Source organism: Actinoplanes sp. NPDC020271 (genome assembly GCF_044388125.1).
GTDB lineage: Bacteria > Actinomycetota > Actinomycetes > Mycobacteriales > Micromonosporaceae > Actinoplanes.
Genome location: NZ_JBIRWQ010000014.1, coordinates 127,080 through 153,869, shown reverse-complemented (window position 1 = coordinate 153,869; position 26,790 = coordinate 127,080). Strand labels below are relative to the sequence as shown.

The following is a 26,790-nucleotide window of genomic DNA, read 5'->3' as shown; positions in this document are numbered from 1 at the left end:
AAAGGCCGCACCGATCAGGCGCGAGCGGTCACCAGATCGCCCAGACGGGCCTTTCCACCGTCCAGGGCGGTGGTCACCCACACCCCGTCCTCCAGCAGCGCCATGGTGTGCTCCACGTGCGCCGCGCGCGAGCCGTCGCGGGTCACCACGGTCCAGCCGTCGGAGAGCTCCAGCGTGCGCGGCGAACCCATCGTGATCATCGGCTCGATGGCCAGCGCCATGCCGGCGATCAGACGCGGGCCGCGGCCCGGCTTGCCGTGGTTGAGCACGTGCGGTTCCTGATGCATCTCGGTGCCGATGCCGTGCCCGCCGTAACCGTCGACGATCCCGTACCGCCCGGCCTTGCGGATCACCTTCTCGATGTTGAACGAGATGTCGGTGAGCCGGCCCCGCCCGTTGGCCACGCCCCGCGCCGCGGCGGCGATCCCGGCCCACATCGCGTCCTCGGCGACCTCGGCCATCCGCAGCAACGCCGGATCGGTTTCGCCGACGCCGACCGTGATCGCCGAGTCGCCGTGCCAGCCGTCCAGGATCGCGCCGCAGTCCAGCGAGATCAGATCGCCCTCGACGAGGATCTGCTCCGGGCTGGGGATGCCGTGCACGACCTGCTCGTTGTTCGACGCGCAGATCGAGGCCGGGAAGCCGTGGTAGCCCTTGAACGACGGGATGGCCCCGTGATCGCGGATCACCTTCTCCGCGATCGCGTCCAGATCGCCGGTCGAGACGCCGGGAGCGACAGCTTCGCGCATCGCTTCCAGCGCGGCGTGGACGACCAGGCCGGCCGCCCGCATCTTCTCGATCTGCTCCGGCGTCTTCAGCTGGATGTCCAGCTCCTGACGACGCATCTCAGCCCCCGTACGACCGGAGGGCGTCGATCGCGCGCACGGTCACGTCCTCGACCGGGCCGGTCGCGTCGATGCCCACCAGCTTGCCCTGAGCGCCGTAGTAGTCGACCAGTGGCGCGGTCTTGTCCGCATACTCCACCAGGCGGTTGGCGATCGTCTCGGCCTTGTCGTCGTCCCGCTGGAACAGCTCCGACCCGCAGCGGTCGCAGATGTTCTCCTTGCTCGTCGGGTCGAACTCGACGTGCCAGATCTTGCCGCAACCCCGGCAGGTCCGGCGGCCGGAGAGCCGCCGGATCACCTCGTCGTCGTCGACCACGAGCTCCATCACCAGGTCCAGCGCCGTGCCGAGGTCGGCCAGCAGCTTGTCCAGCGCGTTCGCCTGCGGCACCGTGCGCGGGAACCCGTCCAGCAGGAACCCGTCGCCGGCGTCCGGCTCGGCGAGCCGGTCCCGGACCATGTTGATGGTCACCTCGTCCGGCACCAACTGCCCGGCGTCCATGTAGCGCTTGGCCTCGACGCCGAGCGGGGTGCCCTGCGAGACGTTCGCGCGGAAGATGTCCCCGGTCGAGATCTTCGGTACGGCGAGATGGGCGGCGATGAACTCAGCCTGGGTCCCCTTGCCGGCCCCCGGAGGGCCCACCAGTACCAGCCGCACCTACATCGCCTCGCTTCGGTCGCACCACACCACGCCAACCGCTGACGCCAGAGCCCCCCGGCCCCGCGTACCCACTACCGGAGGAACCCTTCGTAGTTCCGCTGCATGAGCTGGCTCTCGATCTGCTTCACCGTCTCCAGACCCACACCGACCATGATCAGGACGGCGGTGCCACCGAACGGGAAGTTCTGGTACTGCTGCTGGTCGAGCCAGATGAAGAAGAAGTTCGGCAGGACCGAGATCAGACCCAGGTAGAGCGCGCCCGGGAGCGTGATCCGGCTGAGGATGAAATCCAGGTAGTCGGCGGTCGGCTTGCCCGGGCGGATCCCCGGTACGAAACCACCGTACTTCTTCATGTTCTCCGCGACCTCGGTCGGGTTGAACGTGATCGACACGTAGAAGTACGTGAAGAAGATGATCAGGAGGAAGTAGACGGTGATGTAGACCCAGCTGGTCGGCGCCGCCAGCCAGTTCTGGATCCAGATCTGGTAGCCCTTGAGGTTGTTCTTGTCGAAGAACTGCAAGTACAGCTGGGGCAGGTAGAGCAGCGACGACGCGAAGATGACCGGGACGACACCCGCCTGGTTCACCTTCAGCGGGATGTAGGTCGAGGTTCCGCCGTACATCCGGCGGCCGATCATGCGCTTCGCGTACTGCACCGGGATGCGCCGCTGCGCCTGCTCGATGAAGACCACCAGGCCGATGATCACCAGAACCAGCGCGATCACCAGGAGGAACTTCGCGGTGCCGGCGGTCTGCTTGATCGTCCAGCCCTCGCCAGGAAGGCGGGCCGCGATCGAGGTGAAGATCAGGACGGACATGCCGTTGCCGACGCCGCGGTCGGTGACCAGCTCGCCGAGCCACATGACCATGCCGGTGCCGGCGGTCATCGTCATCACCAGCACGGTCAGCGTCAGCCACATCGGGATGCCGGTGCCCTCGGGGATGATCTGGTACGCCGGGTTGTCCTGGTCGCAGAGGCCGCCGAAGAGCTGGCCGGTGCGCGCGAGGGCGACGAACGCCGAGGACTGCAGGATCGCCAGGCCCAGCGTCAGGTACCGGGTGTACTGGGTGATCTTCGCCTGGCCGGACTGACCCTCCTTGCGGAGCTGCTCCAGCCGCGGGATGACCACGGTGAGCAGCTGCAGGATGATCGACGCCGTGATGTACGGCATGATGCCGAGCGCGAAGACCGAGAGCTGGAGCAGAGCACCGCCGGAGAACAGGTTCAACAGGTTCAGAACCTGGTTGCCCGACTGCTCGGTCAGTTTGAGACAGGCCTGCACGTTGGTGTACGACACGCCCGGACTGGGCAAGGTTGCGCCGAGCCGGTAGAGCGCGATGATCGCCACCGTGAACAACAACTTCTTGCGCAGGTCAGGCGTCCGCAACGCACTCGAAAAGGCGGAGAGCAACTTCTTCCTCCTGCGCGAGGTGACCGCCTTTATCGGCGGTACGGGGGGAAGGCATCGGCCCGGATGACCGATATCCCTAGCTGGGAACGGACTCTAACAGTCTTGTCCCGTCGTGGTCAGCCACGGTAGCCGTCCACGAGGCACTGCGTTACTACCGATCACAAAATTGCAGGTCAAACGGCACAAGGGGATGCTCGCCGAACACGAGTCCGGACGAGCATCCCCGCAAGCCTCACAGCTCGGTGGCGGAACCACCAGCGGCTGCGATCTTTTCCTTCGCCGAGTCACTGAACGCGTGCGCCGAGATGGTCAGCGACACGCCACCCAGCTCACCCGAGCCCAGGACCTTCACCGGCTGGTTCTTGCGAACCGCGCCGGCCTGGACGAGCTCGGACGGGCCGACCTCGCCACCGTTCGGGAACAGCTCGGCAAGCCGGTCCAGGTTCACGACCTGGAACACGACCTTGTTGCGCGGGCGGTTCCGCAGGCCCTTGATCTTCGGCAGGCGCATGTGGATAGGCATCTGCCCACCCTCGAACGACGCCGGAGTGTTCTTCCGGGCGCCGGTGCCCTTGGTACCGCGGCCGGCCGTCTTGCCCTTGGAGCCCTCACCACGACCCACGCGGGTCTTCTTGGTCTTGGCACCGGGAGCCGGCTTCAGGTCATGAATCTTGATCGCCATTACTCGACCTCCTCGACAGTGACGAGGTGGTTCACGGCAAAGATCATGCCCCGGATCTCGGGACGGTCTTCCTTGACCACCACATCGTTGATCCGCTTCAGGCCGAGCGAACGCAGCGAGTCACGCTGGTTCTGCTTGCGCCCGATCTCGGACCGGATCTGGGTGACCTTCAAGCGAGCCATCAGTGCACCGCCGCTTCCGCGCGCGCCGCCAGCATGGCCGCGGGCGCCACGTCCTCGACCGGGAGGCTGCGGCGAGCCGCGACCTGCTCCGGGGACTCGAGGCCCTTCAGCGCCGCCACCGTGGCGTGCACGATGTTGATCGGGTTCGAGGAGCCGAGGCTCTTCGAGAGGATGTCGTGGATGCCCGCGCACTCCAGCACGGCGCGCACCGGACCACCGGCGATGACACCGGTACCAGCGGACGCCGGCTTGAGCAGGACGACACCCGCGGCAGCCTCACCCGTGATCGGGTGCGGAATGGTCGCACCGATACGCGGAACCTTGAAGAAGTGCTTCTTGGCCTCCTCGACGCCCTTGGCGATGGCCGCGGGCACCTCCTTGGCCTTTCCGTAACCGACACCGACGGTGCCGTCACCGTCACCGACGATCACCAGGGCGGTGAAGCTGAAGCGACGACCACCCTTCACGACCTTGGCGACACGGTTGATCGCGACGACCCGCTCCAGGTGGGGGGTCTTCTCGACGGGGGCGTTACGCCCGCCCTCGCGACGGTTGTCGCGGCGGCCGCCACCCTCGTTGTTGCCGCCGGACCCGCCGCCACGGCGCTGCTGACCAGGCATTGGTCAAATCCTCCTAGAACTCGAGTCCGGCTTCGCGAGCGGCATCGGCAAGCGCGGCGATACGCCCCGCGTACTTGTTGCCACCGCGGTCGAAGACGACCTTGGAAATACCCGCAGCCTTGGCGCGCTCGGCGAGGAGCGTGCCGACCTTGCCTGCCTGCGAGCTCTTGTCGCCCTCGGTGCCCCGGATCGTGGTGTCGAGGGTCGAGGCCGAAGCCAGCGTGTGGCCCTTGAGGTCGTCGATGATCTGCGCGGTGATGTTCCGCGTGGACCGGGTGACGACAAGGCGGGGACGCTCGGCCGTGCCGCGCACGTTCTTGCGGACCCGGAAGTGCCGACGCGCCTTGCCAACGGCTCGCCGGGAGGCGACACCGCCGCCATTGCGGCGCTTGAGCAGCGTGGCGGTCACTTCTTACCTGCCTTTCCAGCCTTGCGGCGGATGACCTCGCCCTGGTACTTGACGCCCTTGCCCTTGTAGGGCTCCGGCGGGCGGATCTTCCGGATGTTGGCGGCGACCTCGCCGACCAGCTGCTTGTCGATGCCCGACACCGTGAACTGGGTCGGCTTCTCCACCGAGAAGCTGATCCCCACCGGCGGCACGATGTTCACCGGGTGCGAGAAGCCCAGAGCGAACTCCAGGTCCTTGCCCTTCGCGGTGACACGGTAGCCGGTGCCGTTGATCTCGAGGGTCTTCTTGTAGCCCTCGGTCACTCCGACGATCATGTTGGCGACCAGCGTGCGGGAGAGGCCGTGCAGTTCCTTGGCCTTGCGCTCGTCATTGGGGCGGTTGACGACCAGCTCGCCGCCCTCCTGGGCGACAGTGATCGGCTCAGCCACGGTGTGGGTGAGCTCGCCCTTGGGGCCCTTGACCTTGACGGTCTGCCCCGTGATGGTGACGTCGACGCCGGCCGGGACCGGGATCGACTTACGTCCGATTCGCGACATGTCAAAGTCTCCAGTTACCAGACGAAGGCGAGGACTTCCCCGCCAACGCTCCGCTTGCGGGCCTGCTTGTCGGTCAGCAGTCCCTGGGACGTCGAAATGATCGCGACACCGAGACCACCGAGCACGCGGGGCAGCTCGTCGTTCTTGGCGTAAACCCGCAGGCCGGGCTTCGAGACGCGCTTGATGCCGGCAAGGCTGCGCTCGCGGTTCTGGCCGTACTTGAGCTCAACGACCAGACGCTTGCCGACCGCGCCCTCCTCGGGCTCCTCAGCCGTCCACGACGCGATGTAACCCTCGGACTTGAGGACCTCGGCGATGTTCGCCTTGATCTTCGAGTACGGCATGGTCACCTTGTCGTGGTACGCCTGGTTGGCGTTGCGCAGACGCGTCAGCATGTCTGCGATCGGGTCCGTCATCGTCATGGGTATTCGTCAACCTTTCTCGCCGGGGTTCCCGGTAGGACCAGGCCTACGGCGAAGCGGTATTACTAAGTCGGTTACCAGGAGGCCTTGGACACGCCGGGCAGCTCACCGCGGTGAGCCATGTCCCGCACGCAAACGCGGCACAGGCCGAACTTGCGGTAGACCGAGTGCGGGCGACCGCACTTCTGGCAGCGGGTGTATGCGCGCACGGCGAACTTCGGCTTCGCGGCCGCCTTGATGATCAGCGCCTTCTTAGCCATGTTCAGTTCTCCTTGAACGGGAAGCCCAGGAGCTTCAGGAGCGCCCGGCCCTCGTCGTCGGTCGTGGCCGTCGTGACGATCGTGATGTCCATGCCCCGCGGCCGGTCGATCTTGTCCTGATCGATCTCGTGGAACACCGACTGCTCGGTCAGACCGAAGGTGTAGTTGCCGTGACCGTCGAGCTTGCGGCCGTCGAGGCCACGGAAGTCACGGATACGCGGCAGCGAGATGGACAGCAGCCGGTCCAGGAACTCCCACATCCGGTCGCCGCGCAGGGTGACCTTCGCGCCGATCGGCATGCCCTCGCGCAGCTTGAACTGCGCGATGGACTTGGTCGCCCGGCGGATCAGCGGCTTCTGGCCGGTGATCGTGGTCAGGTCACGGACCGCGCCGTCGATCAGCTTGGCATCCCGGGCAGCCTCGCCGACACCCATGTTCACGACGACCTTGACCAGGCCGGGGATCTGCATGGGGTTGCCGTACTTGTGCTGCTCCTGGAGCGCCGCAACGACCTCGGAGCGATACTTGGTCTTCAGACGCGGCAGCGTCTTCGTCTCAGTGGCGGCAGTCATCACAGTTCCTTACCGGTCGTACGCGCGATACGGACCTTGGTGCCGTTCTCGTCGATCCGGTAACCGATCCGGGTCGGCTTCCCCTGGTCGTCCAGGATCTGCACGTTGGAGATGTGGATCGCGGCTTCCTGGGTGACGATGCCACCGGTCTTCGAACCACGCTGGGTGGTGCGGATGCGTTCGTGCTTCTTGACTCGGTTGACGCCCTCGACCAGGACCTTGTCCTGCCGCGGGAAGGCCGCGATGACCTTACCCTTGGCACCCTTGTCCTTGCCGGCGATGACGACGACCGTGTCGCCCTTCTTGATCTTCACGGTCAGAGCACCTCCGGCGCCAGGCTGATGATCTTCATGAACCGCTTGTCGCGCAGCTCGCGCCCGACCGGGCCGAAGATGCGGGTACCGCGGGGGTCCCCACCGTCCTTGATGATGACGGCGGCGTTCTCGTCGAAGCGGATGTACGAGCCGTCGGGACGGCGCCGCTCCTTGCTGGTGCGGACGATGACCGCCTTGACGACGTCACCCTTCTTCACACCAGCGCCCGGAATGGCGTCCTTGACCGTGGCCACGATGACGTCGCCGATGCTCGCGTAACGGCGACCGGAGCCACCGAGCACGCGGATGCACAGGATCTCCCGGGCACCCGTGTTGTCGGCGACACGCAGTCGCGACTCCTGCTGGATCACGTCTGTCTCCTATGTCTGCCAGTTCTCCGGTGACCTACCGAAGCTTGGCGGAACGATGGTCCGCTGGGCCGGCCGCAGCCGGCCCAGCGTACTCACTTGGCCTTTTCGAGGATCTCCACGATCCGCCACCGCTTGGTGGCGGAGAGCGGGCGGGTCTCCATGATCGAAACCCGGTCGCCGGTGCCGGCGGCGTTCTGCTCGTCGTGCACCTTCAGCTTGCGGGTACGACGGATGACCTTGCCGTACAGCGCGTGCTTGACGCGGTCCTCGACCTCGACGACGACGGTCTTGTCCATCTTGTCGCTGACCACGAGACCCTCACGCACCTTGCGCTGGGCGCGCGGCGCAACAGTGTTCTCACTCATGCGCTCACCTCATCCGGCGCAACCGAGAGCCCCAGCTCGCGCTCACGCATGATCGTGTAGATCTTCGCAATGTCCTTGCGGACGACCTGCAGTCGACGGTGATTGTCGAGCTGGCCGGTCGCGCGCTGCACGCGAAGGTTGAACAGCTCCGCCTTGGCCTCCCGCAGCTTCGCGACCAGCTCCTCGTCGGAGCTCTCGCGCAGCTCGGCTGCCTTAACGCCCGCTGCCATCAGCTTTCACCCACTTCGCGCGTCACGATGCGGCACTTCATCGGGAGCTTGTGGATCGCGCGGCGCATCGCCTCACGCGCGACCGTCTCGTTCGGGAAGGACATCTCGAAGAGGATCCGACCCGGCTTGACGTTCGCCACCCACCACTCGGGAGAACCCTTACCGGAACCCATGCGGGTCTCGGCGGGCTTCTTGGTCAGCGCCTGGTCCGGGAAGATCGAGATCCAGACCTTACCGCCACGCTTGATGTGACGGGTCATCGCGATACGCGCCGACTCGATCTGCCGGTTGGTCACGTACGCGGGCTCGAGAGCCTGGATACCGAACTCGCCGAAGACGACCCGGTTGCCGCCCTTGGACGCACCGTGGCGGTCCGGGTGGTGCGGCTTACGGAAGCCCTTTGGGGGCTTACGCGGCATCAGCATGTGTCAGCCCTCCTGCTGCGTTTCGGCCGGAGCCGGAGCCGCGGCAACCGCGGCGTCGTTCGCGTTGTCGCCGTCCGCGGTGGACCGGGACTGGGCCGCAGCGCGACCCGCCTCGGTGCCGCCCGCGGTCGTGCCGGACGAGCCGGAACGGCCACGGCGCGGACGCTCGGGACGGTCGGCGCGGTCACGGCGCGGACGCGCCGGCGCCTCGGCCACGGCCTCGCGGCCGGGAACAGCGTCGCCCTTGTAGATCCAGACCTTCACGCCGATCCGGCCGAACGTGGTACGGGCCTCGAAGAAGCCGTACTCGATGTTCGCCCGCAGCGTGTGCAGCGGAACGCGACCCTCACGGTAGAACTCCGTGCGGCTCATCTCCGCGCCACCGAGGCGGCCGGAGACCTGCACCCGGATGCCCTTGCAGATCGGGTTCTTCATGGCCGACTGCATGGCCTTGCGCATCGCGCGGCGGAAGCTGACCCGGGAGGACAGCTGCTCGGCGACGCCCTGGGCCACCAGCTGCGCATCCGACTCGGGGCTCTTGACCTCGAGGATGTTCAGCTGGACCTGCTTGCCGGTGAGCTTCTCGAGCTCGCCGCGGATCCGGTCCGCCTCCGCACCCTTACGGCCGATGACGATGCCCGGCCGGGCGGTGTGGATGTCGACCCGAACCCGGTCGCGGGTCCGCTCGATGTCCACCTTGGAGATGCCGGCACGCTCGAGGCCCTTGGACATCATGCGGCGGATCTTGACGTCCTCGCCGATGTAGTCCTTGTAGAGCTTGTCCGCGAACCAGCGGCTCTTCCAGTCGGTGGAGATGCCGAGGCGGAACCCGGTGGGGTGAACCTTCTGACCCATTACTCGGCACCCTCCGTGCTCTGGGACTCGGCGGCAGCCGGCTCAGCGGCCGCAGTGGCCTTCTTCGCCGAAGCCTTCTTCGCCGGGCGGGCCACCTGGACCGCCTCGACCGCGATAGTGATGTGACTCGTGCGCTTGCGGATCCGGTACGCCCGGCCCTGCGCCCGCGGACGGAACCGCTTGAGCGTGGGACCCTCGTCGACGAACGCCTCGCTCACGAGGAGTGCGTCGGGGTCGAGCCGCTCGTTGTTCTCCGCGTTCGCAACGGCGCTGGCAAGCACCTTGTAGACCTGCTCGCTGGCGGCCTGCGGCGCGAACTGCAGGACGGTCAGCGCCTCCTTCGCGGGCAGACCACGAACGAGGTTGACCACCCGGCGCGCCTTGTTCGGCGAGATGCGCACGTGTCGCGCAACCGCCCGCGCGCCCGGAAGCACCGGAGCGTCGCCCTTTGCTGGCATCGCTGTAGCTCCTAAATCCTCTAATTCGTGAATCTGCTTAGCGACGACGGCTCTTGCGGTCGTCCTTCTCGTGACCCTTGAACGTGCGGGTCAGAGCGAACTCGCCGAGCTTGTGCCCGACCATCGCCTCGGTGACGAACACCGGGACGTGCTTGCGCCCGTCGTGCACGGCGATCGTGTGCCCGAGCATGTCGGGGATGATGGTCGAACGCCGCGACCAGGTCTTGATGACGTTCTTCGAGTTCTTCTCGTTCTGGACTTCCACCTTCTTGAGCAGGTGGTCGTCGACGAACGGGCCCTTCTTCAGGCTGCGAGGCATCTTTTAAACTCCCGTTACCCGCGCTTGCGGGTGGCGTAGCGGCGGCGAACGATCAGCTTGTCGCTCTCCTGGCCCTTGCGGCGGGTACGGCCCTCCGGCTTACCAGCCGGGTTGACCGGGTGACGACCACCGGAGGTCTTACCCTCACCACCACCGTGCGGGTGGTCGACAGGGTTCATGGCGACACCACGGACGGTCGGGCGCTTGCCCTTCCACCGCATACGGCCGGCTTTACCCCAGTTGATGTTCGACTGCTCGGCGTTGCCGATCTCGCCGATCGACGCGCGGCAACGCACGTCGACACGCCGGATCTCACCGGACGGCATACGCAGCGTGGCGTACGCGCCCTCACGGCCGAGCAGCTGGATGCCGACGCCGGCCGAGCGGGCCAGCTTGGCTCCACCGCCGGGACGAAGCTCCACACCGTGGATCGTCGTACCGACCGGGATGTTGCGCAGGGGAAGGTTGTTCCCCGGCTTGATGTCCGCGTCCACGCCCGACTCGACGCGGTCGCCCTGCTTCAGGTCCTTCGGCGCGAGGATGTAGCGCTTCTCGCCGTCGGCGTAGTGCAGCAGCGCGATGCGCGACGTGCGGTTCGGGTCGTACTCGATGTGAGCGACCTTGGCCGGCACGCCGTCCTTGTCGTTCCGCTTGAAGTCGATCAGCCGGTACTGCCGCTTGTGGCCGCCGCCCTGGTGCCGCGTGGTGATGCGGCCGTGGACGTTGCGACCACCCTTCTTGGGCAGCGGGACCAGCAGAGACTTCTCCGGGGTGGACCGGGTGATCTCGGCGAAGTCGGCGACGCTCGAGCCGCGGCGGCCCGGCGTGGTCGGCTTGTACTTACGGATAGCCATGATTCACAAACCCCTTAGCTGACCGGGCCGCCGAAGGCCTCGATACGGTCACCGTCAGCCAGCTTCACCATCGCGCGCTTCGTCGCCTTGCGCTGACCGAAACCGGTCTTGGTGCGCTTGCGCTTGCCCTCGCGGTTGGCGGTGTTCACCGTCAGCACGCGGACGTTGAAGATCTGCTGGATCGCGATCTTGATCTGGGTCTTGTTCGCGTCCGGGTGGACCGTGAACGTGTACCAGTTCTGGTCGAGAACGCTGTAGCTCTTCTCGGAGACCACCGGGGCGACGATGATGTCGCGCGGGTCGGCGATCGTGCTCACTTGTCGCCCTCCTCGGACTTCTCGGACCCGCCCAGGAACTCGTCCAGCGCGACCTTGGTGAAGACGACCTCGTCAGCGACCAGCACGTCGTACGTGTTCAGCTGGCCGGCCTCGATGAGGTGCACGGTCGGCTCGTTGCGCAGCGAGATCCAGTTCAGCTCGTCCTGGCTGTCCAGAACGACGAGGATCTTGGTCGTCTGCGCGACCTTCCGCAGCGTGGCGACGGCGGCCTTGGTCGACGGCGTCTCGCCGGTGACGAAGGACTCGACGACGAACACGCGGCCGTCACGGGCCCGGTCGGAGAGGGCGCCACGCAGAGCGGCGGCCTTCATCTTCTTGGGGGTCCGCTGGCTGTAGTCACGCGGCACGGGACCGTGCACGACGCCACCACCGGTGAACTGCGGCGCGCGGATCGAGCCCTGGCGGGCGCGACCGGTGCCCTTCTGCTTGTACGGCTTCTTGCCGCCACCGGCGACCTCGCCGCGGGTCTTCGCCTTGTGCGTACCCTGCCGGGCCGCGGCCAGCTGCGCCACGACGACCTGGTGCATCAGCGGGATGTTCGCCTGAGCGTCGAAGACGCTGGCGGGCAGGTCGACCGACCCGGTCTTCGTGCCCTCGGCGTTGATGATGTCGACCGAGCTCACTTGACACCACCCTTCTTGGCCGCGGTGCGGACCAGGATCAGCGCGCCCTTCGGGCCGGGCACAGCGCCACGGACCAGGATCAGGTTGCGCTCGGCGTCGACCGCCTGCACCGTCAGGTTCTGCACGGTGTAGCGCTTGCTGCCCATGCGGCCGGCCATCTTGACGCCCTTGAAGACGCGACCCGGGGTCGCGCAGGCGCCGATCGAGCCGGGCGAGCGGTGCTTGCGCTCGACACCGTGGCTGGCACGCAGACCGTGGAAGCCGTGCCGCTTCATGACACCGGCGTAGCCCTTGCCCTTGGTCTTACCGGTGACGTCGATCGCGGTACCCGCGGTGAACGCCTCGACGGTGACCTCCTGGCCGAGCTCGTACGAACCGGCGTCGGTCGTGCGCAGCTCCACGAGGTGACGGCGCGGCGAGACACCGGCCTTCGCATAGTGGCCGCTCTCGGGCTTGTTGACCTTACGAGGGTCAATAGCGCCGTAGGCCAGCTGGACAGCCGCGTAGCCGTCCTTCTCGTCAGTACGGACCTGGGTCACGACGCACGGGCCGGCCTGAACCACGGTCACCGGGACGACCTTGTTGTTGTCCCAGACCTGGGTCATGCCGAGCTTGGCGCCCAGGATCCCCTTTACTTGCCTGTCCATTGTCCGGATCCCTACAGCTTGATCTCGATGTCGACGCCAGCCGGCAGGTCGAGGCGCATGAGCGAGTCGACCGTCTTCGGAGTCGGGTCGATGATGTCGATCAGCCGCTTGTGCGTGCGCATCTCGAAGTGCTCGCGCGAGTCCTTGTACTTGTGCGGCGAACGGATCACGCAGAAACGGTTGATCTCCGTGGGCAGCGGCACCGGGCCCGCGACCTGCGCCCCGGTACGCGTCACCGTCTCGACGATCTTCCGCGCCGAGGAGTCGACGACCTCGTGGTCATAGGCCTTGAGCCGGATGCGGATCTTCTGTCCCGCCATGGTGGCTTCTGTTTCCTTCTCTCGATGCCGCTACGTGCGGAAGCGGTGGCCTCCACATGCCCGCAGGACCGTTGATCCTGCGTTGTCCGACCCCCGCGGTCGGGCGTGTCGCGCCTCGTCACAGAGTGCTGGGCACTCGGCTTCCGGCCTCCGTCCCCGATCTTGCCGGGACGAACGCGATCGCGGGGATCTGGGGCGCCGGGCGGCGAACAAACACACCCGGACACCCGGCGAGGGTGGGCCCTGAGCACGTCAGGAACCCACCCCGCGCGGACGCAACCTGACTAGTATGCCGGATTGAACTCAGCATTGCTAATCGGGGTCACCATTGAGAGGTTGCCCATGGCTGACCATGGACAACCTTCAATCACTTGTTGATCTTCGTGACCGTTCCGGCGCCGACGGTGCGGCCACCCTCACGGATCGCGAACTTCAGGCCCTGCTCCATGGCGATCGGCTGGATCAGCTTCACGGACATGGAGGTGGAGTCGCCGGGCATGACCATCTCGGTGCCCTCGGGCAGCGTGACGACGCCGGTGACGTCCGTGGTGCGGAAGTAGAACTGCGGCCGGTAGTTCTGGAAGAACGGGGTGTGCCGGCCACCCTCCTCCTTCGAGAGGATGTAGACCTGGCCCTCGAACTCCGTGTGCGGAGTAGAGGTGCCCGGCTTCACGACGACCATGCCGCGCTCGACGTCCTCGCGCTTGATGCCGCGGAGCAGCAGACCGACGTTCTCACCCGCGCGGGCCTCGTCGAGCAGCTTGCGGAACATCTCGATGCCGGTGCAAACGGTCTTGGTCGACTTCTCGCGGATACCGACGATCTCGACCTCCTCGTTCGGCTTGAGGATGCCGCGCTCGGCGCGACCGGTCACCACGGTGCCACGACCGGTGATCGTGAAGACGTCCTCGATCGGCATGAGGAACGGCTTCTCGGTCTCACGCTCGGGCTGCGGGATCGCGGTGTCGACCGCGTTCATCAGCTCCATGAGCTTGCCGGTCCACTCCGGGTCGCCCTCGAGCGCCTTGAGCGCCGACACGCGAACGACCGGCAGGTCGTCGCCCGGGAACTCGTAGGTGCTCAGCAGCTCGCGGACCTCGAGCTCGACGAGCTCCAGGAGCTCCTCGTCCTCGACCATGTCGCTCTTGTTCAGGGCGACGACGATGTACGGAACGCCGACCTGGCGGGCCAGGAGGACGTGCTCCTTGGTCTGCGGCATCGGGCCGTCGGTGGCGGCCACGACCAGGATCGCGCCGTCCATCTGGGCAGCACCGGTGATCATGTTCTTGATGTAGTCGGCGTGGCCGGGGCAGTCCACGTGCGCGTAGTGGCGCGCCGCGGTCTGGTACTCGACGTGCGCGATCGAGATCGTGATGCCGCGGGCCTTCTCCTCCGGCGCCTTGTCGATCTCGTCGAACGGGGTGTACGGGTTCAGGTCCGGGAACTCGTCGTGCAGGACCTTCGTGATGGCCGCAGTCAGCGTCGTCTTACCGTGGTCGATGTGACCAATGGTGCCGATGTTGACGTGCGGCTTAGTCCGCTCGAACTTCGCCTTCGCCACTGGTGTCCTCCTGTGGACTGATCATTACTTTTCGCCCGGCACGCCGATAAGGCGCTCAGGACTCTGTCGACTGCTCGTGCACGTGCGGCCCTCGACAGGCCGCACGTGCCTCAACGCGTCAGGCGCCGGTGGCCTTAGCGATGATCTCCTTCGCCACGTTCTGAGGAACCTCGGCGTAGGAGTCGAACTGCATGCTGTAGCTCGCCCGGCCCGCAGTCTTCGACCGCAGGTCGCCGACGTAGCCGAACATCTCCGAGAGCGGCACGAGAGCCTTCACGACGCGGGCGCCGTGACGCTCCTCCATCGACTGGATCATGCCACGCCGGGAGTTGAGGTCGCCGATCACGTCGCCCATGTTGTCCTCCGGGGTGGTGACCTCGACGGACATCATCGGCTCGAGCAGCGCGGGGTCGGCCTTGCGGGCCACTTCCTTCATCGCCATGGAGCCGGCGATCTTGAACGCCATCTCGGAGGAGTCGACCTCGTGGTACTGACCGTCGACCAGCGTGAACTTCACGCCGACCAGCGGGTAGCCGGCGAGGACGCCGTACTGCAGAGAGTCCTGCGCACCCGCGTCCACCGAGGGGATGAACTCCTTGGGGATACGACCACCGGTGACAGCGTTCACGAACTCGTACGTGGGACCGTCGGCGTCGAGCGGCAGCGGCTCGACGTTGACGACGACCTTCGCGTACTGGCCCGAGCCACCGGTCTGCTTCTTGTGGACGTACGTGTGCTTCTCCACGGTGCCGCGGATCGTCTCACGGTACGCCACCTGCGGCTTGCCGATGTTGGCCTCGACGTTGAACTCGCGGCGCATGCGGTCCACCAGGATGTCCAGGTGGAGCTCGCCCATGCCGGCGATGATCGTCTGACCGGTCTCCTCGTCGTTGAAGACGCGGAAGGTCGGGTCCTCCTCGGCCAGGCGCTGGATCGCGGTGCCCAGCTTCTCCTGGTCCGACTTGGTCTTCGGCTCGATGGCGACCTGGATGACCGGCTCCGGGAAGGTCATCGACTCCAGGATGACCGGGTTCGCCGGGTCGCTGAGCGTGTCACCGGTGGTGGTCTGCTTGAGACCCTGGACGGCGATGATGTCGCCGGCCTGCGCGGTGGCGCGCTCCTCACGCTTGTTCGCGTGCATCTGGTAGATCTTGCCGATGCGCTCCTTGCGGTCCTTGGTGGAGTTGACCACCTGGGAACCGGAGTCGAGCGTGCCCGAGTAGACCCGGACGTAGGTCAGCTTGCCGAGGTGCTTGTCGGTCTGGATCTTGAAGGCCAGGCCGGAGAAGGGCTCGTCGTTCGACGGCTTGCGCAGCATCGGCGTCTCGCCGTCGGTGGCCGTGCCCTCGATCGCCGGGATGTCCAGCGGCGACGGCAGGTAGTCGACGACGGCGTCGAGCATGGGCTGAACGCCCTTGTTCTTGAACGCCGAGCCACACAGGACCGGGTTGGCCTTGCTGGCGATCGTGGCGCGCCGGATGGCGGCCTTGATCTCGTCGATCGAGACCTCTTCGCCCTCGAGGTACTTCTCCATGACCGCGTCGTCGACGTCGGCCAGGGTCTCGATGAGCTTCTCGCGCCACTCGGTCGCGGAGTCGACCAGGTCGGCCGGGATCTCCTCGACGGCGTAGTCCTCACCCTTCTGGGTCTCCCCGCGCCAGGTGAGCGCCTTCATGTTGATCAGGTCGACGACGCCGATGTGGTCGCCCTCGAGGCCGATCGGGATCTGCAGCACGAGCGGCGTGGCGTTCAGCCGGTCGATCATCATCTGCACGCAGCGGAAGAAGTCCGCTCCGGTCCGGTCGAGCTTGTTGACGAAGCACATCCGGGGGACGTGGTACTTGTCCGCCTGACGCCAGACGTTCTCGGTCTGGGGCTCCACGCCGGCAACGCCGTCGTAGACCGCCACCGCGCCGTCGAGCACGCGCAGCGACCGCTCGACCTCGACCGTGAAGTCGACGTGGCCGGGCGTGTCGATGATCTGAATCGTGTAGCCCTTCCACTCGCACTTCGTGGCGGCGGAGGTGATGGTGATACCGCGTTCCTGCTCCTGCTCCATCCAGTCCATGACGGCGGCGCCCTCGTGGACCTCACCGATCTTGTACGTGATGCCGGTGTAGAACAGGATGCGCTCAGTCGTCGTCGTCTTACCAGCGTCGATGTGCGCCATGATGCCGATGTTGCGAACCTTGGCGAGCGCGTCTGCGGCAGCCACGTCCATCCCTACTTTTCTTCGTCGTCGTCTCGTGAACCGGTACGACTGCCGTGGCCCGGTGATTGACCGGGCCCGCAGCAGGGTCTTACCAGCGGTAGTGCGCGAAGGCCTTGTTGGACTCCGCCATCTTGTGAGTGTCCTCGCGACGCTTCACAGCTGCGCCGAGGCCGTTGCTGGCGTCGAGCAGCTCGTTCTGCAGCCGCTCGATCATGGTCTTCTCGCGACGGACCTTGGAGTACTGGACGAGCCAGCGCAGACCCAGAGTCGTCTGGCGCGGCGTGCGCACCTCGATCGGCACCTGGTAGGTCGCGCCACCGACGCGGCGGCTGCGGACCTCGAGGGTCGGCTTCACGTTGTCCATCGCGCGCTTGAGGATGACCACCGGGTCGGTGCCGCTCTTCTCGCGCGCACCCTCGAGGGCGCCGTACACGATGCGCTCGGCCAGCGAACGCTTGCCGCCGATCAGGATCTTGTTGACCAGCTGGGTCACCAGCGGCGAGTTGTACACCGGGTCAGCGACCACCGGGTGACGCTGAGCGGGGCCCTTACGCGGCATATCAGCTCTTCTCCTTCTTCGCGCCGTAACGGCTGCGGGCCTGCTTGCGGTTGCGGACACCCTGGGTGTCCAGCGAACCGCGGACGATCTTGTAGCGGACGCCGGGAAGGTCCTTCACTCGGCCGCCACGCACGAGCACGATCGAGTGCTCCTGCAGGTTGTGACCGACACCCGGGATGTACGCCGTGACCTCGATCTGGCTGCTCAGCTTCACGCGAGCGACCTTGCGCAGCGCAGAGTTCGGCTTCTTGGGGGTGGTGGTGTACACGCGGGTACACACGCCGCGCCGCTGAGGGCTTCCCTTCAGTGCCGGCGTCTTCGTCTTGGTCGTCTTCGCCTGGCGGCCCTTGCGGACCAGCTGCTGGATCGTGGGCACCGGGTTTCTCCGCTCCCTTCGGCCGTTTCCTGTTTTACGGCCGCACCGAGTGTTCTGCCTGTGTGCGAGGCCCTCCTGGAAGGAGCGTCCCGCACCCGCGGTCGGGCGTGTCGTCCGGCTCACGGTCCCGCCACGCGCGATGAGGTCACGCGTACCGGATCTTGTCTTTGTCAGGACATGGGTTCTCGCGGAACCCTGCCCGTCGTGCGGCAATACCCGTCGTACGTTCCGATTCGGGTGCACGCACGAGTTGCCCGGGCGAGCCCGGGCACGAGGGGAAAGAGTACCCACCATAGGCACCCAGGTCAAAATGAACCCAGGACCCCACGACGGACATCTCCGTATACCAGTGTACCGGGTGCCCCGGCGCGGCAATGCCGCGGTGCCGGATCCACGCATCGGGACCAGTCAAGAAGACTGGAACACTAATCCCAGCAACAACGCCAGCAACGATATTCCCGCGCCGGACCCGCCGCACGCGATGCCGGAGATCGCCAGCCCGCGACCGGTGAACCGGACCCGCCCCGGCTCGCCGGAACGCCGGATCTGCCGGATCGCGAGCACCGCCGCGGTGATCGCTCCCCCGCCGGCCAGGACGCTGAGCAGTGTGAATGCCCCGCCGACCCAGGGGCCGCCGGTCGTGAAGCCAAAGCAGATCGCGAGGAGGGACACGAGGATCGCCGCGATCCCGGCGATCAGCGAGCCGATCGCGAGCCCCGAGGTGATCGGCACGACGCGGAGCTGCACCAGACCGAACGGAGTGCCGCTCACCACGTCCACGCGCTCGGTCTCCCAGCCGCTCGCCGGCTGCGGAGGCACGCCATAAGGCTGCGAACCGTACGGCATGGGCGGTGGGGGTTGCATCATGTTCAGAAGCATGTCACCCGGACGTGCCGCCCCGCAGCCCGGCCGGTGCTCCCCCGCCTGCCGGCCGTCGGCCGGCGATCAGTCGGTGCCGGGGGCGAAATCCGTGCCGCCGGGCGCGGCGGCCAGGTGCAGCAGGCCCGCGATCAAGGCCACCACCAGCGCTGTCAGCGCCAGCGCGAGGCCCGCCCAGGCAAGTGTGCGGCCCCGGCGGATCCAGGCGCCACCGGTGAGGTAGCCACCGGCTGCGAACGCCTCACGGGACGTCTGACGGGCCAGGAGCAACGCGATGGTGGCAGGAATCACGCCACCGATGAGGGGCCCGGTCAACAGCCCGACCAGCCCCAGCACGAAGACCGCCCGGGCCTTCGTCGAGGGCGCCGGCTCCGGATCCAGGGGATGGCGCATGGGCGCGAGCTGAACGGTCACTCGTACATCCTAATTGGGGTTCTGATCCGCGCGGCCCGGCGCAAACGCCGCTGGGGCGGCCGCGCAAACGCGCGACCGCCCCAGCGAACGTGGATTCCCTAGCGGTACGACCCGAAGTCGAAGTCGTCCAGCGGAACCGCCTGGCCACTGGCCGGGCCGAAACCGTAGTCGGTCTCCGGGTACCCGGTCATCGAGTACACCTTGGCCTTGGCCTCCTCGGTCGGCTCGACCCGGATGTTGCGGTACTTCGAGATACCGGTACCGGCCGGGATGAGCTTACCGATGATGACGTTCTCCTTGAGGCCCACCAGCGAGTCGCTGCGCGAGTTGATCGCAGCGTCGGTGAGCACCCGGGTGGTCTCCTGGAAGGAGGCCGCCGAGAGCCAGGAGTCGGTCGCCAGCGAGGCCTTGGTGATACCCATCAGCACCGGACGACCGGCGGCGGGCTCGCCGCCCTCGCCCACGAGCCGGCGGTTCTCCGACTCGAAGAGCGCCCGGTCGACCAGCAGACCCGGCAGGAACTCGGTCGCGCCGGAGTCGATGACCGTCACCCGCTTGAGCATCTGGCGGATGATGATCTCGATGTGCTTGTCGTGGATAAGCACACCCTGCGAGCGGTAGACCTCCTGGACCTCACTGGTCAGGTGGACCTGGACCGCGCGCGGGCCCATGATGCGCAGCAGCTCGTGCGGGTCGATGGTGCCCTCGGTGAGCTTCTCGCCGACCTGCACGTGGTCGCCGTCGTGCGCCCGCAGCTTGACGCGCTTGGAGATCTTGTCGTAGACGATCTCCTCGCTGCCGTCGTCCGGGATCACGATGATCTTCCGCGACCGCTCGCCGTCCTCGATGCGGATGCGTCCAGGGGTGTCGGCGATGGGCGCCTTACCCTTCGGCACGCGGGCCTCGAAGATTTCCTGGACACGCGGCAGACCCTGGGTGATGTCCTCACCCGCGACACCACCGGTGTGGAAGGTACGCATCGTCAGCTGCGTGCCGGGCTCACCGATCGACTGGGCCGCGATGATGCCGACCGCCTCGCCGATGTCGACCGACTTGCCGGTCGGCAGCGAACGGCCGTAGCAGGCCGCGCACACGCCGAGCTTCGACTCGCAGGTCAGGACACTGCGGACCCGGACGTTCTCGACACCGGCGGCGACCAGCTGGTCGACGATGATCGAGTTGAGGTCCGTGCCGCGGGCGACGATCAGGTTGCCGTTCGCGTCGGAGATGTCGTCGGCGATGGTACGAGCGTGCGCACCGGTCTCCGAGTGCGTGTGCACGACCAGGGTCCCGTCCGGCTCCCGGTCGCCGACCGCCATCGGGATGGCCCGCTCGGTGCCGCAGTCCTCCTCGCGGATGATCACGTCCTGCGAGACGTCCACCAGACGACGGGTCAGGTAACCCGAGTCGGCGGTACGCAGCGCGGTGTCGGCCAGACCCTTACGGGCACCGTGGGTGGAGATGAAGTACTCCAGCACGGTCAGACCCTCGCGGTACGACGAGGTGATCGGCCGCGGGATGATCTCACCCTTGGGGTTGGCCACCAGACCACGGATCGCGGCGATCTGCCGGAGCTGGAGCAGGTTACCGCGAGCGCCGGAGTTGATCATCACCCAGAGCGGGTTCTCCTGCGGCAGCGCGGTCTCCATCTCCTTGGAGATCTCGTTGGTCGCCTTGGTCCAGATCTCGATGAGCTCGCCGCGACGTTCCTCGGCGGTCATCAGACCACGCTGGTACTGCTTGTCGATCCGGTCCGCCTCGACCTGGTAGCGAGCCAGGATCTCCGGCTTGCGCGGGGGGCCGATGACGTCGCCCATGCCGATCGTCACACCGGACCAGGTGGCCCAGTGGAAGCCGGCCTCCTTGAGCGCGTCCAGGGTCGCGGCCAGCGCGACCTTGGGGAAGCGCTCGGCGAGGTCGTTGACGATCGCCGACAGCTGACCCTTGCGGATCTCGTAGTTCACGAAGCGGTAGCCCGGGGGCAGCGTCTCGTTGAAGATCACCCGGCCGAGCGTGGTCTCGACGAGCAGCGGCTCGCCCTCGACCCACTCCTCCGGAGCGACCCAGGCGTCCTGCTTCGCGCCGTTGTCGACACCGATGACCTCGTGCAGGCGGATCCTCACCGGCGCCTGCAGGTGCAGCTCGCCGTTGTCGAACGCCATCCGTGCCTCGGCGTCCGAGCTGAAGACCCGGCCCTCGCCCTTGGCGCCGGGCGTCATGTGGGTCAGGTAGTACAGCCCGATGATCATGTCCTGGGTGGGCATGGTCACCGGCTTGCCGTCGGCCGGCTTGAGGATGTTGTTCGACGACAGCATCAGGATCCGGGCCTCGGCCTGCGCCTCGGCCGACAGCGGCACGTGGACCGCCATCTGGTCACCGTCGAAGTCCGCGTTGAACGCGGTGCAGACGAGCGGGTGGATCTGGATGGCCTTGCCCTCGACCAGCTGCGGCTCGAAGGCCTGGATGCCCAGGCGGTGCAGGGTCGGAGCACGGTTCAGCAGCACCGGGTGCTCGGAGATGACCTCTTCGAGGACGTCCCACACGACCGGGCGCTGACGCTCGACCATGCGCTTGGCCGACTTGATGTTCTGCGCGTGGTTCAGGTCGACCAGGCGCTTCATCACGAACGGCTTGAACAGCTCCAGCGCCATCTGCTTGGGCAGACCGCACTGGTGCAGCTTCAACCGCGGGCCGACGACGATGACCGAACGGCCGGAGTAGTCGACGCGCTTGCCGAGCAGGTTCTGACGGAAACGACCCTGCTTGCCCTTGAGCATGTCGGAGAGCGACTTCAGCGGGCGGTTACCCGGGCCGGTGACCGGCCGGCCGCGGCGGCCGTTGTCGAACAGCGCGTCGACGGCCTCCTGCAGCATGCGCTTCTCGTTGTTGACGATGATCTCGGGCGCACCCAGGTCGATCAGGCGCTTGAGCCGGTTGTTCCGGTTGATGACCCGGCGGTACAGGTCGTTCAGGTCGGAGGTCGCGAACCGGCCACCGTCGAGCTGCACCATCGGGCGCAGGTCCGGCGGGATGACCGGGACACAGTCCAGGACCATGCCGAGCGGCGAGTTGCGGGTGTTCAGGAACGCCGCGACGACCTTCAGCCGCTTGAGCGCCCGGATCTTCCGCTGGCCCTTACCGGTGCGGATGATCTCCCGGAGGTTCTCCGCCTCGGCGTCCAGGTCCATGTTCTCGAGCAGGGCCTTGATCGCCTCGGCACCCATGCCACCGGTGAAGTACTCACCGAAGCGGTCGCGCAGCTCGCGGTAGAGCAGCTCGTCCGTGACCAGCTGCTTCGAGTCGAGCTTGCGGAAGGTGTCGAGCACCTCGTCCAAGCGGTCGATCTCGCGCTGGGCCTTGTCCCGGATCTGGCGCATCTCGCGCTCGCCGGCTTCCTTGACCTTGCGACGCACGTCGGCCTTAGCACCCTCGGCCTCGAGCTCGGCCAGGTCCTGCTCCAGCTTGGCGGCACGCTTCTCGATCTCCGAGTCGCGACCGTTCTCCGACTGCCGCTTCTCGGCGAAGATCTCGTTCTCGATCGTGGACATGTCACGGTGACGCGACTCGGCGTCAACGCTCGTGACCACGTACGAAGCGAAGTAGATGATCTTCTCGAGGTCTTTCGGCGCCAGGTCGAGCAGGTAGCCCAGGCGGCTCGGCACACCCTTGAAGTACCAGATGTGCGTGACCGAGGCGGCCAGCTCGATGTGACCCATACGCTCACGCCGGACCTTGGAGCGAGTCACCTCGACGCCGCAGCGCTCACAGATGATGCCCTTGAACCGGACGCGCTTGTACTTACCGCAGTAGCACTCCCAGTCCCGCTGCGGACCGAAGATCTTCTCGCAGAAGAGTCCGTCCTTCTCGGGCTTGAGGGTGCGGTAGTTGATCGTCTCGGGCTTCTTGACCTCGCCGTGCGACCACTGCCGGATGTCGTCAGCGGTAGCCAGGCCGATGCGCAACTCGTCGAAGAAGTTGACGTCGAGCACTTGGACTATCCCTCGTGTTTCGTTGCTCGGGTGAATTCAAGGCCGGCGGGGGCGGCCCCGGTTGGTCGTGCTGTCCACGCGGTTTCGCCGAATCCCGACAAAACCGTTTGATGAACCGGGGCCGCTCTCCGTCAGATCTCTTCGACGCTGCTGACGCCCTCGTTCGGGCGCCGGGACAGGTCGATGCCGAGTTCCTCCGCGGCCCGGAAGACCTCGTCGTCGGTCTCACGCATCTCCAGAGCCACACCGTCGCTGGAGAGCACCTCAACGTTCAGGCACAGCGACTGGAGCTCCTTGAGAAGCACCTTGAACGACTCCGGGATGCCCGGTTCCGGGATGTTCTCGCCCTTGACGATGGCCTCGTAGACCTTCACGCGGCCGAGGACGTCGTCGGACTTGATGGTCAGCAGCTCCTGCAGCGCGTAAGCGGCGCCGTAGGCCTGCATCGCCCAGCACTCCATCTCGCCGAACCGCTGGCCACCGAACTGGGCCTTACCACCGAGCGGCTGCTGCGTGATCATCGAGTACGGACCGGTCGACCGTGCGTGGATCTTGTCGTCGACCAGGTGGTTCAGCTTCAGGATGTAGACGTAGCCGACCGAGATCGGGTCCGGCAGCGGCTCACCGGAGCGGCCGTCGAACAGCTGCGCCTTGCCGTCACCGTTGACCAGCCGCTTGCCGTCCCGGTTCACCAGGGTCGACTCGAGCAGGCCCTTGATCTCCTCCTCCTGAGCACCGTCGAAGACCGGGGTCGCGACGTTGCTGTCGGCGGGGGACTCGTGCGCCTCGATCGAGCGGAGCTGACGCTTCCACTCCTCGTCCTCGCCCTCGATCGACCAACCGGTCTTGGCGATCCACCCGAGGTGGGTCTCCAGAACCTGGCCGATGTTCATACGCGACGGGACACCGAGCGGGTTGAGCACGATGTCGACCGGGGTGCCGTCCTCGAGGAACGGCATGTCCTCGACCGGCAGGATCTTGGAGATGACGCCCTTGTTGCCGTGACGGCCGGCGAGCTTGTCACCGTCCTGGATCTTGCGCTTCTGGGCGACGTAGACGCGGACCAGCTCGTTCACGCCCGGGGGCAGCTCGTCGCCGTCCTCGCGGGAGAACGTGCGGACACCGATGACGGTGCCGGTCTCGCCGTGCGGAACCTTCAGCGAGGTGTCCCGGACCTCCCGGGCCTTCTCACCGAAGATCGCGCGCAGCAGCCGCTCCTCCGGGGTCAGCTCGGTCTCGCCCTTGGGGGTGACCTTGCCGACCAGGATGTCGCCGGGCACGACCTCGGCGCCGATCCGGATGATGCCACGCTCGTCCAGGTCCGCCAGCATCTCTTCGCTGACGTTCGGGATGTCGCGGGTGATCTCTTCCGGGCCGAGCTTGGTGTCGCGGGCGTCGACCTCGTGCTCCTCGATGTGGATCGAGGTGAGCACGTCCTGTTGCACGAGGCGCTGCGACAGGATGATCGCGTCCTCGTAGTTGTGGCCTTCCCAGCACATGAACGCGACCAGGAGGTTGCGGCCGAGGGCCATCTCCCCCTCGTCGGTGCACGGACCGTCGGCGATGACCTGGCCGGCCTCGACCCGGTCACCCTCGAAGACGACCGGCTTCTGGTTGACGCAGGAGCCGGCGTTCGAGCGGCGGAACTTGTGCAGCAGGTAGGTACGACGGTGGCCGTCGTCCTGGTGCACCGTCACGTAGTCGGCGCACAGGTCCTCGACCACACCGGCGACCTCGGCGACGACCACGTCACCGGCGTCGACCGCGGCCCGGTACTCCATGCCGGTGCCGACCAGCGGCGCCTCGGCCTTGACCAGCGGCACGGCCTGACGCTGCATGTTCGCACCCATGAGGGCACGGTTGGCGTCGTCGTGCTCGAGGAACGGGATCATCGCGGTGGCGACCGAGGTCATCTGCCGCGGCGACACGTCCATGTAGTCGACCTCCGTGCCGGGCACGTAGTCGACCTCACCACCCTTCCGGCGGACCAGAACGCGGTCCTCGGCGAAGGTGTTGTCGCTGGACAGCACGGCGTTCGCCTGTGCCTTGATGTACCGGTCCTCTTCGTCGGCCGTGAGGTAGTGCACCTCGTCGGTGACGACACCGTTCTCGACCTTCCGGTACGGCGTCTCGATGAAGCCGAACGGGTTGACCCGCGCGAACGTCGAGAGCGCGCCGATCAGGCCGATGTTCGGACCCTCGGGCGTCTCGATCGGGCACATCCGGCCGTAGTGCGACGGGTGCACGTCACGGACCTCGAAGCCGGCCCGCTCACGGCTCAGACCACCGGGGCCGAGCGCGCTCAGACGACGCCGGTGGGTCAGGCCCGCCAGCGGGTTCGTCTGGTCCATGAACTGCGACAGCTGCGACGTACCGAAGAACTCCTTGATCGCCGCCACCACGGGGCGGATGTTGATCAGGGTCTGCGGCGTGATCGCCTCGACGTCCTGGGTCGTCATCCGCTCGCGGACGACGCGCTCCATCCGGGAGAGGCCCACGCGGACCTGGTTCTGGATGAGCTCGCCGACGGTGCGCAGGCGACGGTTGCCGAAGTGGTCGATGTCGTCGGCCTCGTAGCCCTCCTCACCGGCGTGCAGCCGGCAGAGGTAATCCACGGTCTTGACGATGTCTTCCTCGGACAGCGTGCCCCGGACGATCGGGACGTCGATCTCGAGCTTCTTGTTGAACTTGTACCGGCCGACCTTCGCGACGTCGTACCGCTTCGGGTTGAAGAAGAGGTTGTCGAGAAGGGTCTGCGCGTTCTCCCGGGTGGGGGGCTCGCCAGGGCGCAGCTTCCGGTAGATGTCGAGTAGGGCCTCGTCCTGCCCGGCGATGTGGTCCTTCTCCAGCGTCGTCATGAGCAGCTCGGACCAGCCGAAGCGCTCACGGATCTGGTCAGCGGACCAGCCGATCGCCTTGAGGAGGACAGTGACGGCCTGACGGCGCTTACGGTCGATGCGAACGCCGACGGTGTCGCGCTTGTCGATGTCGAACTCGAGCCAGGCGCCCCGGCTCGGGATGACCTTGACGCTGGTGAGGTCGCGGTCGGAGGTCTTGTCCGGCTCCTTGGTGAAGTACACGCCCGGCGAGCGGACGAGCTGGCTCACCACGACCCGCTCGGTGCCGTTGATGACGAACGTCCCCTTGGGGGTCATCATCGGGAAGTCACCCATGAACACGGTCTGGCTCTTGATCTCGCCAGTGGTGTTGTTGGTGAACTCCGCGGTCACGAACAGCGGGGCACAGTAGGTCAGGTCCTTCTCCTTGCACTCCTCGATCGAGGCCTTGACCTCATCGAAGCGCGGAGCCGAGAAGGACAGCGACATGGTGCCGGAGAAGTCCTCAATGGGACTGATCTCTTCGAGGATCTCTGCGAGGCCCGAGTGGGCGTGCGGGTCGTCCGTCGTACGCGCCTGCCAAGCCTCGTTGCCGACCAGCCAGTCGAACGAATCCGTCTGGAGGGCGAGGAGGTTGGGGACCTCTAGCTGCTCGGTGATCCGGCCGAAAGAGACCCGGCGGGGTGCGTAAGCGCTCGACGTACGGCTGGTCTTCGCAGGGCGGGAAGCTGCCAAGATGCGTCCTTCCGAGGACCGGTGCTGCTATGCGGCTGAGTTGCTGATGCAACTGGTCTGCGTGCACTCCAAAAGACACCCGTCGAATCCACAGACATGAATGGAACGACAGGCGTCAAGATAGAAGGCAGCGCAAACTAGCAGTGTAGCCGCTTGGCTAACCGCTGTCCAGCCCACACCACGAAGTGGCCTGCGGAACGTGTCCCCGGCGTCGCTGACCTGCGCAATCGCGATCAACATGGTGCTCGGGGCCGCTCAAGAGACGCGGCACATCTTCTTCGTGGTGCCGGTCGTGGTTACCCACGGGGCGGCTGTCGCAAGCGCGGAAACTTGCTGCCATCAGCGTGCCTGTCAGGGGACACACAGTCAAGGGCTGTGCCGCGGGTCGGACTCACCCGCTCGTCCCGCCGGCGCACCACAGGGACCTTACTGCATGGATGGCGAGCTTTGTGACGCTTTGTCACCCGGCCCGCGACCTGCCCGAGCGCGCTCCACCGAACAGTATGAACAC

Annotated in this window: 32 protein-coding genes; all 32 read right to left on the bottom strand. The window is 66.5% G+C overall.

The annotated features are described in order from the left end of the window. Positions 1-14 precede the first annotated feature (14 nt). The 32 genes from map to ACH442_RS28310 all read right to left on the bottom strand — a co-directional run bounded on the left by map (position 15) and on the right by ACH442_RS28310 (position 26,279). The gene (map, locus tag ACH442_RS28465; RefSeq protein WP_396341165.1) at positions 15-845 is read right to left on the bottom strand and encodes a type I methionyl aminopeptidase; all 831 of its coding nucleotides are present in this window, start codon (positions 843-845) and stop codon (positions 15-17) included. Position 846: 1 nt separating this feature from the next. Further along, positions 847-1,500, bottom strand: a complete 654-nt coding sequence (locus ACH442_RS28460) for an adenylate kinase (protein WP_203739488.1) — start codon at positions 1,498-1,500, stop codon at positions 847-849. Positions 1,501-1,574: 74 nt separating this feature from the next. Beyond that, positions 1,575-2,915, bottom strand: coding sequence for a preprotein translocase subunit SecY (gene secY, locus ACH442_RS28455; RefSeq protein WP_396341164.1), 1,341 nt, complete (start codon positions 2,913-2,915; stop codon positions 1,575-1,577). Positions 2,916-3,147: 232 nt separating this feature from the next. Beyond that, positions 3,148-3,597, bottom strand: a complete 450-nt coding sequence (rplO, locus tag ACH442_RS28450) for a 50S ribosomal protein L15 (protein WP_396341163.1) — start codon at positions 3,595-3,597, stop codon at positions 3,148-3,150. Next, a complete protein-coding gene (rpmD, locus tag ACH442_RS28445) occupies positions 3,597-3,779 on the bottom strand; it encodes a 50S ribosomal protein L30 (protein WP_014687772.1) in 183 nt (60 codons plus the stop codon). Before rpmD ends, rplO begins: the two co-directional genes overlap by 1 nt. Continuing rightward, the gene (gene rpsE, locus ACH442_RS28440; RefSeq protein WP_396341162.1) at positions 3,779-4,399 is read right to left on the bottom strand and encodes a 30S ribosomal protein S5; all 621 of its coding nucleotides are present in this window, start codon (positions 4,397-4,399) and stop codon (positions 3,779-3,781) included. The genes rpmD and rpsE overlap by 1 nt, the downstream gene beginning before the upstream one ends. 13 nt (positions 4,400-4,412) lie before the next feature. Further along, positions 4,413-4,796 (bottom strand): 50S ribosomal protein L18, encoded by a 384-nt coding sequence (gene rplR, locus ACH442_RS28435; protein WP_203739547.1) that lies wholly within the window; start codon positions 4,794-4,796, stop codon positions 4,413-4,415. An 8-nt stretch (positions 4,797-4,804) separates the two neighbouring features. Beyond that, positions 4,805-5,344, bottom strand: coding sequence for a 50S ribosomal protein L6 (gene rplF, locus ACH442_RS28430; RefSeq protein WP_396341161.1), 540 nt, complete (start codon positions 5,342-5,344; stop codon positions 4,805-4,807). A gap of 14 nt (positions 5,345-5,358) precedes the next feature. Next, positions 5,359-5,766 carry a 30S ribosomal protein S8 gene (gene rpsH, locus ACH442_RS28425; protein WP_396341160.1) on the bottom strand — a complete coding sequence of 136 codons (408 nt, stop codon included), beginning with the start codon at positions 5,764-5,766 and terminating at the stop codon, positions 5,359-5,361. Positions 5,767-5,840: 74 nt separating this feature from the next. After that, the gene (locus ACH442_RS28420; protein WP_014440734.1) at positions 5,841-6,026 is read right to left on the bottom strand and encodes a type Z 30S ribosomal protein S14; all 186 of its coding nucleotides are present in this window, start codon (positions 6,024-6,026) and stop codon (positions 5,841-5,843) included. 2 nt (positions 6,027-6,028) lie between these two features. Then, positions 6,029-6,598: a 50S ribosomal protein L5 gene (gene rplE / locus ACH442_RS28415; protein WP_396341159.1), complete on the bottom strand. Its 570-nt coding sequence runs from the start codon at positions 6,596-6,598 to the stop codon at positions 6,029-6,031. After that, positions 6,598-6,918, bottom strand: a complete 321-nt coding sequence (gene rplX / locus ACH442_RS28410; RefSeq protein WP_185046399.1) for a 50S ribosomal protein L24 — start codon at positions 6,916-6,918, stop codon at positions 6,598-6,600. The genes rplE and rplX overlap by 1 nt, the downstream gene beginning before the upstream one ends. Next, complete coding sequence (rplN, locus tag ACH442_RS28405; protein ID WP_014687766.1) at positions 6,915-7,283, bottom strand: 50S ribosomal protein L14; 369 nt, start codon at positions 7,281-7,283, stop codon at positions 6,915-6,917. The genes rplX and rplN overlap by 4 nt, the downstream gene beginning before the upstream one ends. Before the next feature lie 92 nt (positions 7,284-7,375). Beyond that, complete coding sequence (gene rpsQ, locus ACH442_RS28400; RefSeq protein WP_396341158.1) at positions 7,376-7,648, bottom strand: 30S ribosomal protein S17; 273 nt, start codon at positions 7,646-7,648, stop codon at positions 7,376-7,378. Beyond that, positions 7,645-7,878 carry a 50S ribosomal protein L29 gene (rpmC, locus tag ACH442_RS28395; protein ID WP_203739467.1) on the bottom strand — a complete coding sequence of 78 codons (234 nt, stop codon included), beginning with the start codon at positions 7,876-7,878 and terminating at the stop codon, positions 7,645-7,647. The genes rpsQ and rpmC overlap by 4 nt, the downstream gene beginning before the upstream one ends. After that, positions 7,878-8,303, bottom strand: a complete 426-nt coding sequence (gene rplP, locus ACH442_RS28390) for a 50S ribosomal protein L16 (RefSeq protein ID WP_014687763.1) — start codon at positions 8,301-8,303, stop codon at positions 7,878-7,880. Before rplP ends, rpmC begins: the two co-directional genes overlap by 1 nt. Before the next feature lie 3 nt (positions 8,304-8,306). Further along, entirely contained in the window at positions 8,307-9,158 is an 852-nt protein-coding gene (gene rpsC, locus ACH442_RS28385; RefSeq protein ID WP_185039463.1) for a 30S ribosomal protein S3, read from the bottom strand. Further along, a complete protein-coding gene (rplV, locus tag ACH442_RS28380; protein ID WP_396341157.1) occupies positions 9,158-9,616 on the bottom strand; it encodes a 50S ribosomal protein L22 in 459 nt (152 codons plus the stop codon). The genes rpsC and rplV overlap by 1 nt, the downstream gene beginning before the upstream one ends. 37 nt (positions 9,617-9,653) lie before the next feature. Continuing rightward, entirely contained in the window at positions 9,654-9,935 is a 282-nt protein-coding gene (gene rpsS / locus ACH442_RS28375) for a 30S ribosomal protein S19 (RefSeq protein WP_014687760.1), read from the bottom strand. Between the two features lie 14 nt (positions 9,936-9,949). Further along, on the bottom strand, positions 9,950-10,789 hold the full coding sequence (rplB, locus tag ACH442_RS28370) for a 50S ribosomal protein L2 (RefSeq protein ID WP_396341156.1): 840 nt from the start codon (positions 10,787-10,789) through the stop codon (positions 9,950-9,952). Positions 10,790-10,803: 14 nt separating this feature from the next. Further along, positions 10,804-11,106 carry a 50S ribosomal protein L23 gene (gene rplW, locus ACH442_RS28365; protein WP_203739455.1) on the bottom strand — a complete coding sequence of 101 codons (303 nt, stop codon included), beginning with the start codon at positions 11,104-11,106 and terminating at the stop codon, positions 10,804-10,806. Further along, positions 11,103-11,750: a 50S ribosomal protein L4 gene (gene rplD, locus ACH442_RS28360; protein WP_396341155.1), complete on the bottom strand. Its 648-nt coding sequence runs from the start codon at positions 11,748-11,750 to the stop codon at positions 11,103-11,105. Before rplD ends, rplW begins: the two co-directional genes overlap by 4 nt. Beyond that, on the bottom strand, positions 11,747-12,397 hold the full coding sequence (gene rplC / locus ACH442_RS28355) for a 50S ribosomal protein L3 (RefSeq protein WP_396341154.1): 651 nt from the start codon (positions 12,395-12,397) through the stop codon (positions 11,747-11,749). The genes rplD and rplC overlap by 4 nt, the downstream gene beginning before the upstream one ends. Positions 12,398-12,408: 11 nt before the next feature. Continuing rightward, entirely contained in the window at positions 12,409-12,717 is a 309-nt protein-coding gene (rpsJ, locus tag ACH442_RS28350; RefSeq protein WP_007073037.1) for a 30S ribosomal protein S10, read from the bottom strand. Between the two features lie 367 nt (positions 12,718-13,084). Further along, complete coding sequence (gene tuf, locus ACH442_RS28345) at positions 13,085-14,278, bottom strand: elongation factor Tu (protein ID WP_203739449.1); 1,194 nt, start codon at positions 14,276-14,278, stop codon at positions 13,085-13,087. A gap of 118 nt (positions 14,279-14,396) precedes the next feature. Further along, positions 14,397-16,493, bottom strand: coding sequence for an elongation factor G (fusA, locus tag ACH442_RS28340; RefSeq protein WP_396341153.1), 2,097 nt, complete (start codon positions 16,491-16,493; stop codon positions 14,397-14,399). A gap of 85 nt (positions 16,494-16,578) precedes the next feature. After that, the gene (gene rpsG / locus ACH442_RS28335; RefSeq protein ID WP_396341152.1) at positions 16,579-17,049 is read right to left on the bottom strand and encodes a 30S ribosomal protein S7; all 471 of its coding nucleotides are present in this window, start codon (positions 17,047-17,049) and stop codon (positions 16,579-16,581) included. Between the two features lies 1 nt (position 17,050). After that, positions 17,051-17,425 carry a 30S ribosomal protein S12 gene (gene rpsL, locus ACH442_RS28330; RefSeq protein ID WP_007465318.1) on the bottom strand — a complete coding sequence of 125 codons (375 nt, stop codon included), beginning with the start codon at positions 17,423-17,425 and terminating at the stop codon, positions 17,051-17,053. Positions 17,426-17,833: 408 nt separating this feature from the next. Further along, positions 17,834-18,244: a hypothetical protein gene (locus ACH442_RS28325; RefSeq protein ID WP_396341151.1), complete on the bottom strand. Its 411-nt coding sequence runs from the start codon at positions 18,242-18,244 to the stop codon at positions 17,834-17,836. A gap of 126 nt (positions 18,245-18,370) precedes the next feature. Continuing rightward, on the bottom strand, positions 18,371-18,697 hold the full coding sequence (locus ACH442_RS28320; protein ID WP_396341248.1) for a hypothetical protein: 327 nt from the start codon (positions 18,695-18,697) through the stop codon (positions 18,371-18,373). 119 nt (positions 18,698-18,816) lie between these two features. After that, a complete protein-coding gene (locus ACH442_RS28315; protein WP_396341150.1) occupies positions 18,817-22,707 on the bottom strand; it encodes a DNA-directed RNA polymerase subunit beta' in 3,891 nt (1,296 codons plus the stop codon). Positions 22,708-22,838: 131 nt separating this feature from the next. Continuing rightward, positions 22,839-26,279, bottom strand: coding sequence for a DNA-directed RNA polymerase subunit beta (locus ACH442_RS28310; RefSeq protein ID WP_396341149.1), 3,441 nt, complete (start codon positions 26,277-26,279; stop codon positions 22,839-22,841). Between the last annotated feature and the right edge of the window lie 511 nt (positions 26,280-26,790).

Coding starts and splice junctions, on each gene's coding strand:
- map (WP_396341165.1), bottom strand. CDS start 845: ATGCGTCGTCAGGAGCTGGACATCCAGCTGAAGACGCCGGAGCAGATC.
- rplO (WP_396341163.1), bottom strand. CDS start 3,597: ATGGCGATCAAGATTCATGACCTGAAGCCGGCTCCCGGTGCCAAGACC.
- rpmD (WP_014687772.1), bottom strand. CDS start 3,779: ATGGCTCGCTTGAAGGTCACCCAGATCCGGTCCGAGATCGGGCGCAAG.
- rpsE (WP_396341162.1), bottom strand. CDS start 4,399: ATGCCTGGTCAGCAGCGCCGTGGCGGCGGGTCCGGCGGCAACAACGAG.
- rplF (WP_396341161.1), bottom strand. CDS start 5,344: ATGTCGCGAATCGGACGTAAGTCGATCCCGGTCCCGGCCGGCGTCGAC.
- rpsH (WP_396341160.1), bottom strand. CDS start 5,766: ATGACGATGACGGACCCGATCGCAGACATGCTGACGCGTCTGCGCAAC.
- ACH442_RS28420 (WP_014440734.1), bottom strand. CDS start 6,026: ATGGCTAAGAAGGCGCTGATCATCAAGGCGGCCGCGAAGCCGAAGTTC.
- rplE (WP_396341159.1), bottom strand. CDS start 6,598: ATGACTGCCGCCACTGAGACGAAGACGCTGCCGCGTCTGAAGACCAAG.
- rpsQ (WP_396341158.1), bottom strand. CDS start 7,648: ATGAGTGAGAACACTGTTGCGCCGCGCGCCCAGCGCAAGGTGCGTGAG.
- rpmC (WP_203739467.1), bottom strand. CDS start 7,878: ATGGCAGCGGGCGTTAAGGCAGCCGAGCTGCGCGAGAGCTCCGACGAG.
- rplP (WP_014687763.1), bottom strand. CDS start 8,303: ATGCTGATGCCGCGTAAGCCCCCAAAGGGCTTCCGTAAGCCGCACCAC.
- rpsC (WP_185039463.1), bottom strand. CDS start 9,158: ATGGGTCAGAAGGTTCACCCCACCGGGTTCCGCCTCGGCATCTCCACC.
- rplV (WP_396341157.1), bottom strand. CDS start 9,616: ATGCCAGCAAAGGGCGACGCTCCGGTGCTTCCGGGCGCGCGGGCGGTT.
- rpsS (WP_014687760.1), bottom strand. CDS start 9,935: ATGCCTCGCAGCCTGAAGAAGGGCCCGTTCGTCGACGACCACCTGCTC.
- rplB (WP_396341156.1), bottom strand. CDS start 10,789: ATGGCTATCCGTAAGTACAAGCCGACCACGCCGGGCCGCCGCGGCTCG.
- rplC (WP_396341154.1), bottom strand. CDS start 12,397: ATGGACAGGCAAGTAAAGGGGATCCTGGGCGCCAAGCTCGGCATGACC.
- rpsJ (WP_007073037.1), bottom strand. CDS start 12,717: ATGGCGGGACAGAAGATCCGCATCCGGCTCAAGGCCTATGACCACGAG.
- rpsG (WP_396341152.1), bottom strand. CDS start 17,049: ATGCCGCGTAAGGGCCCCGCTCAGCGTCACCCGGTGGTCGCTGACCCG.
- ACH442_RS28320 (WP_396341248.1), bottom strand. CDS start 18,697: ATGCGCCATCCCCTGGATCCGGAGCCGGCGCCCTCGACGAAGGCCCGG.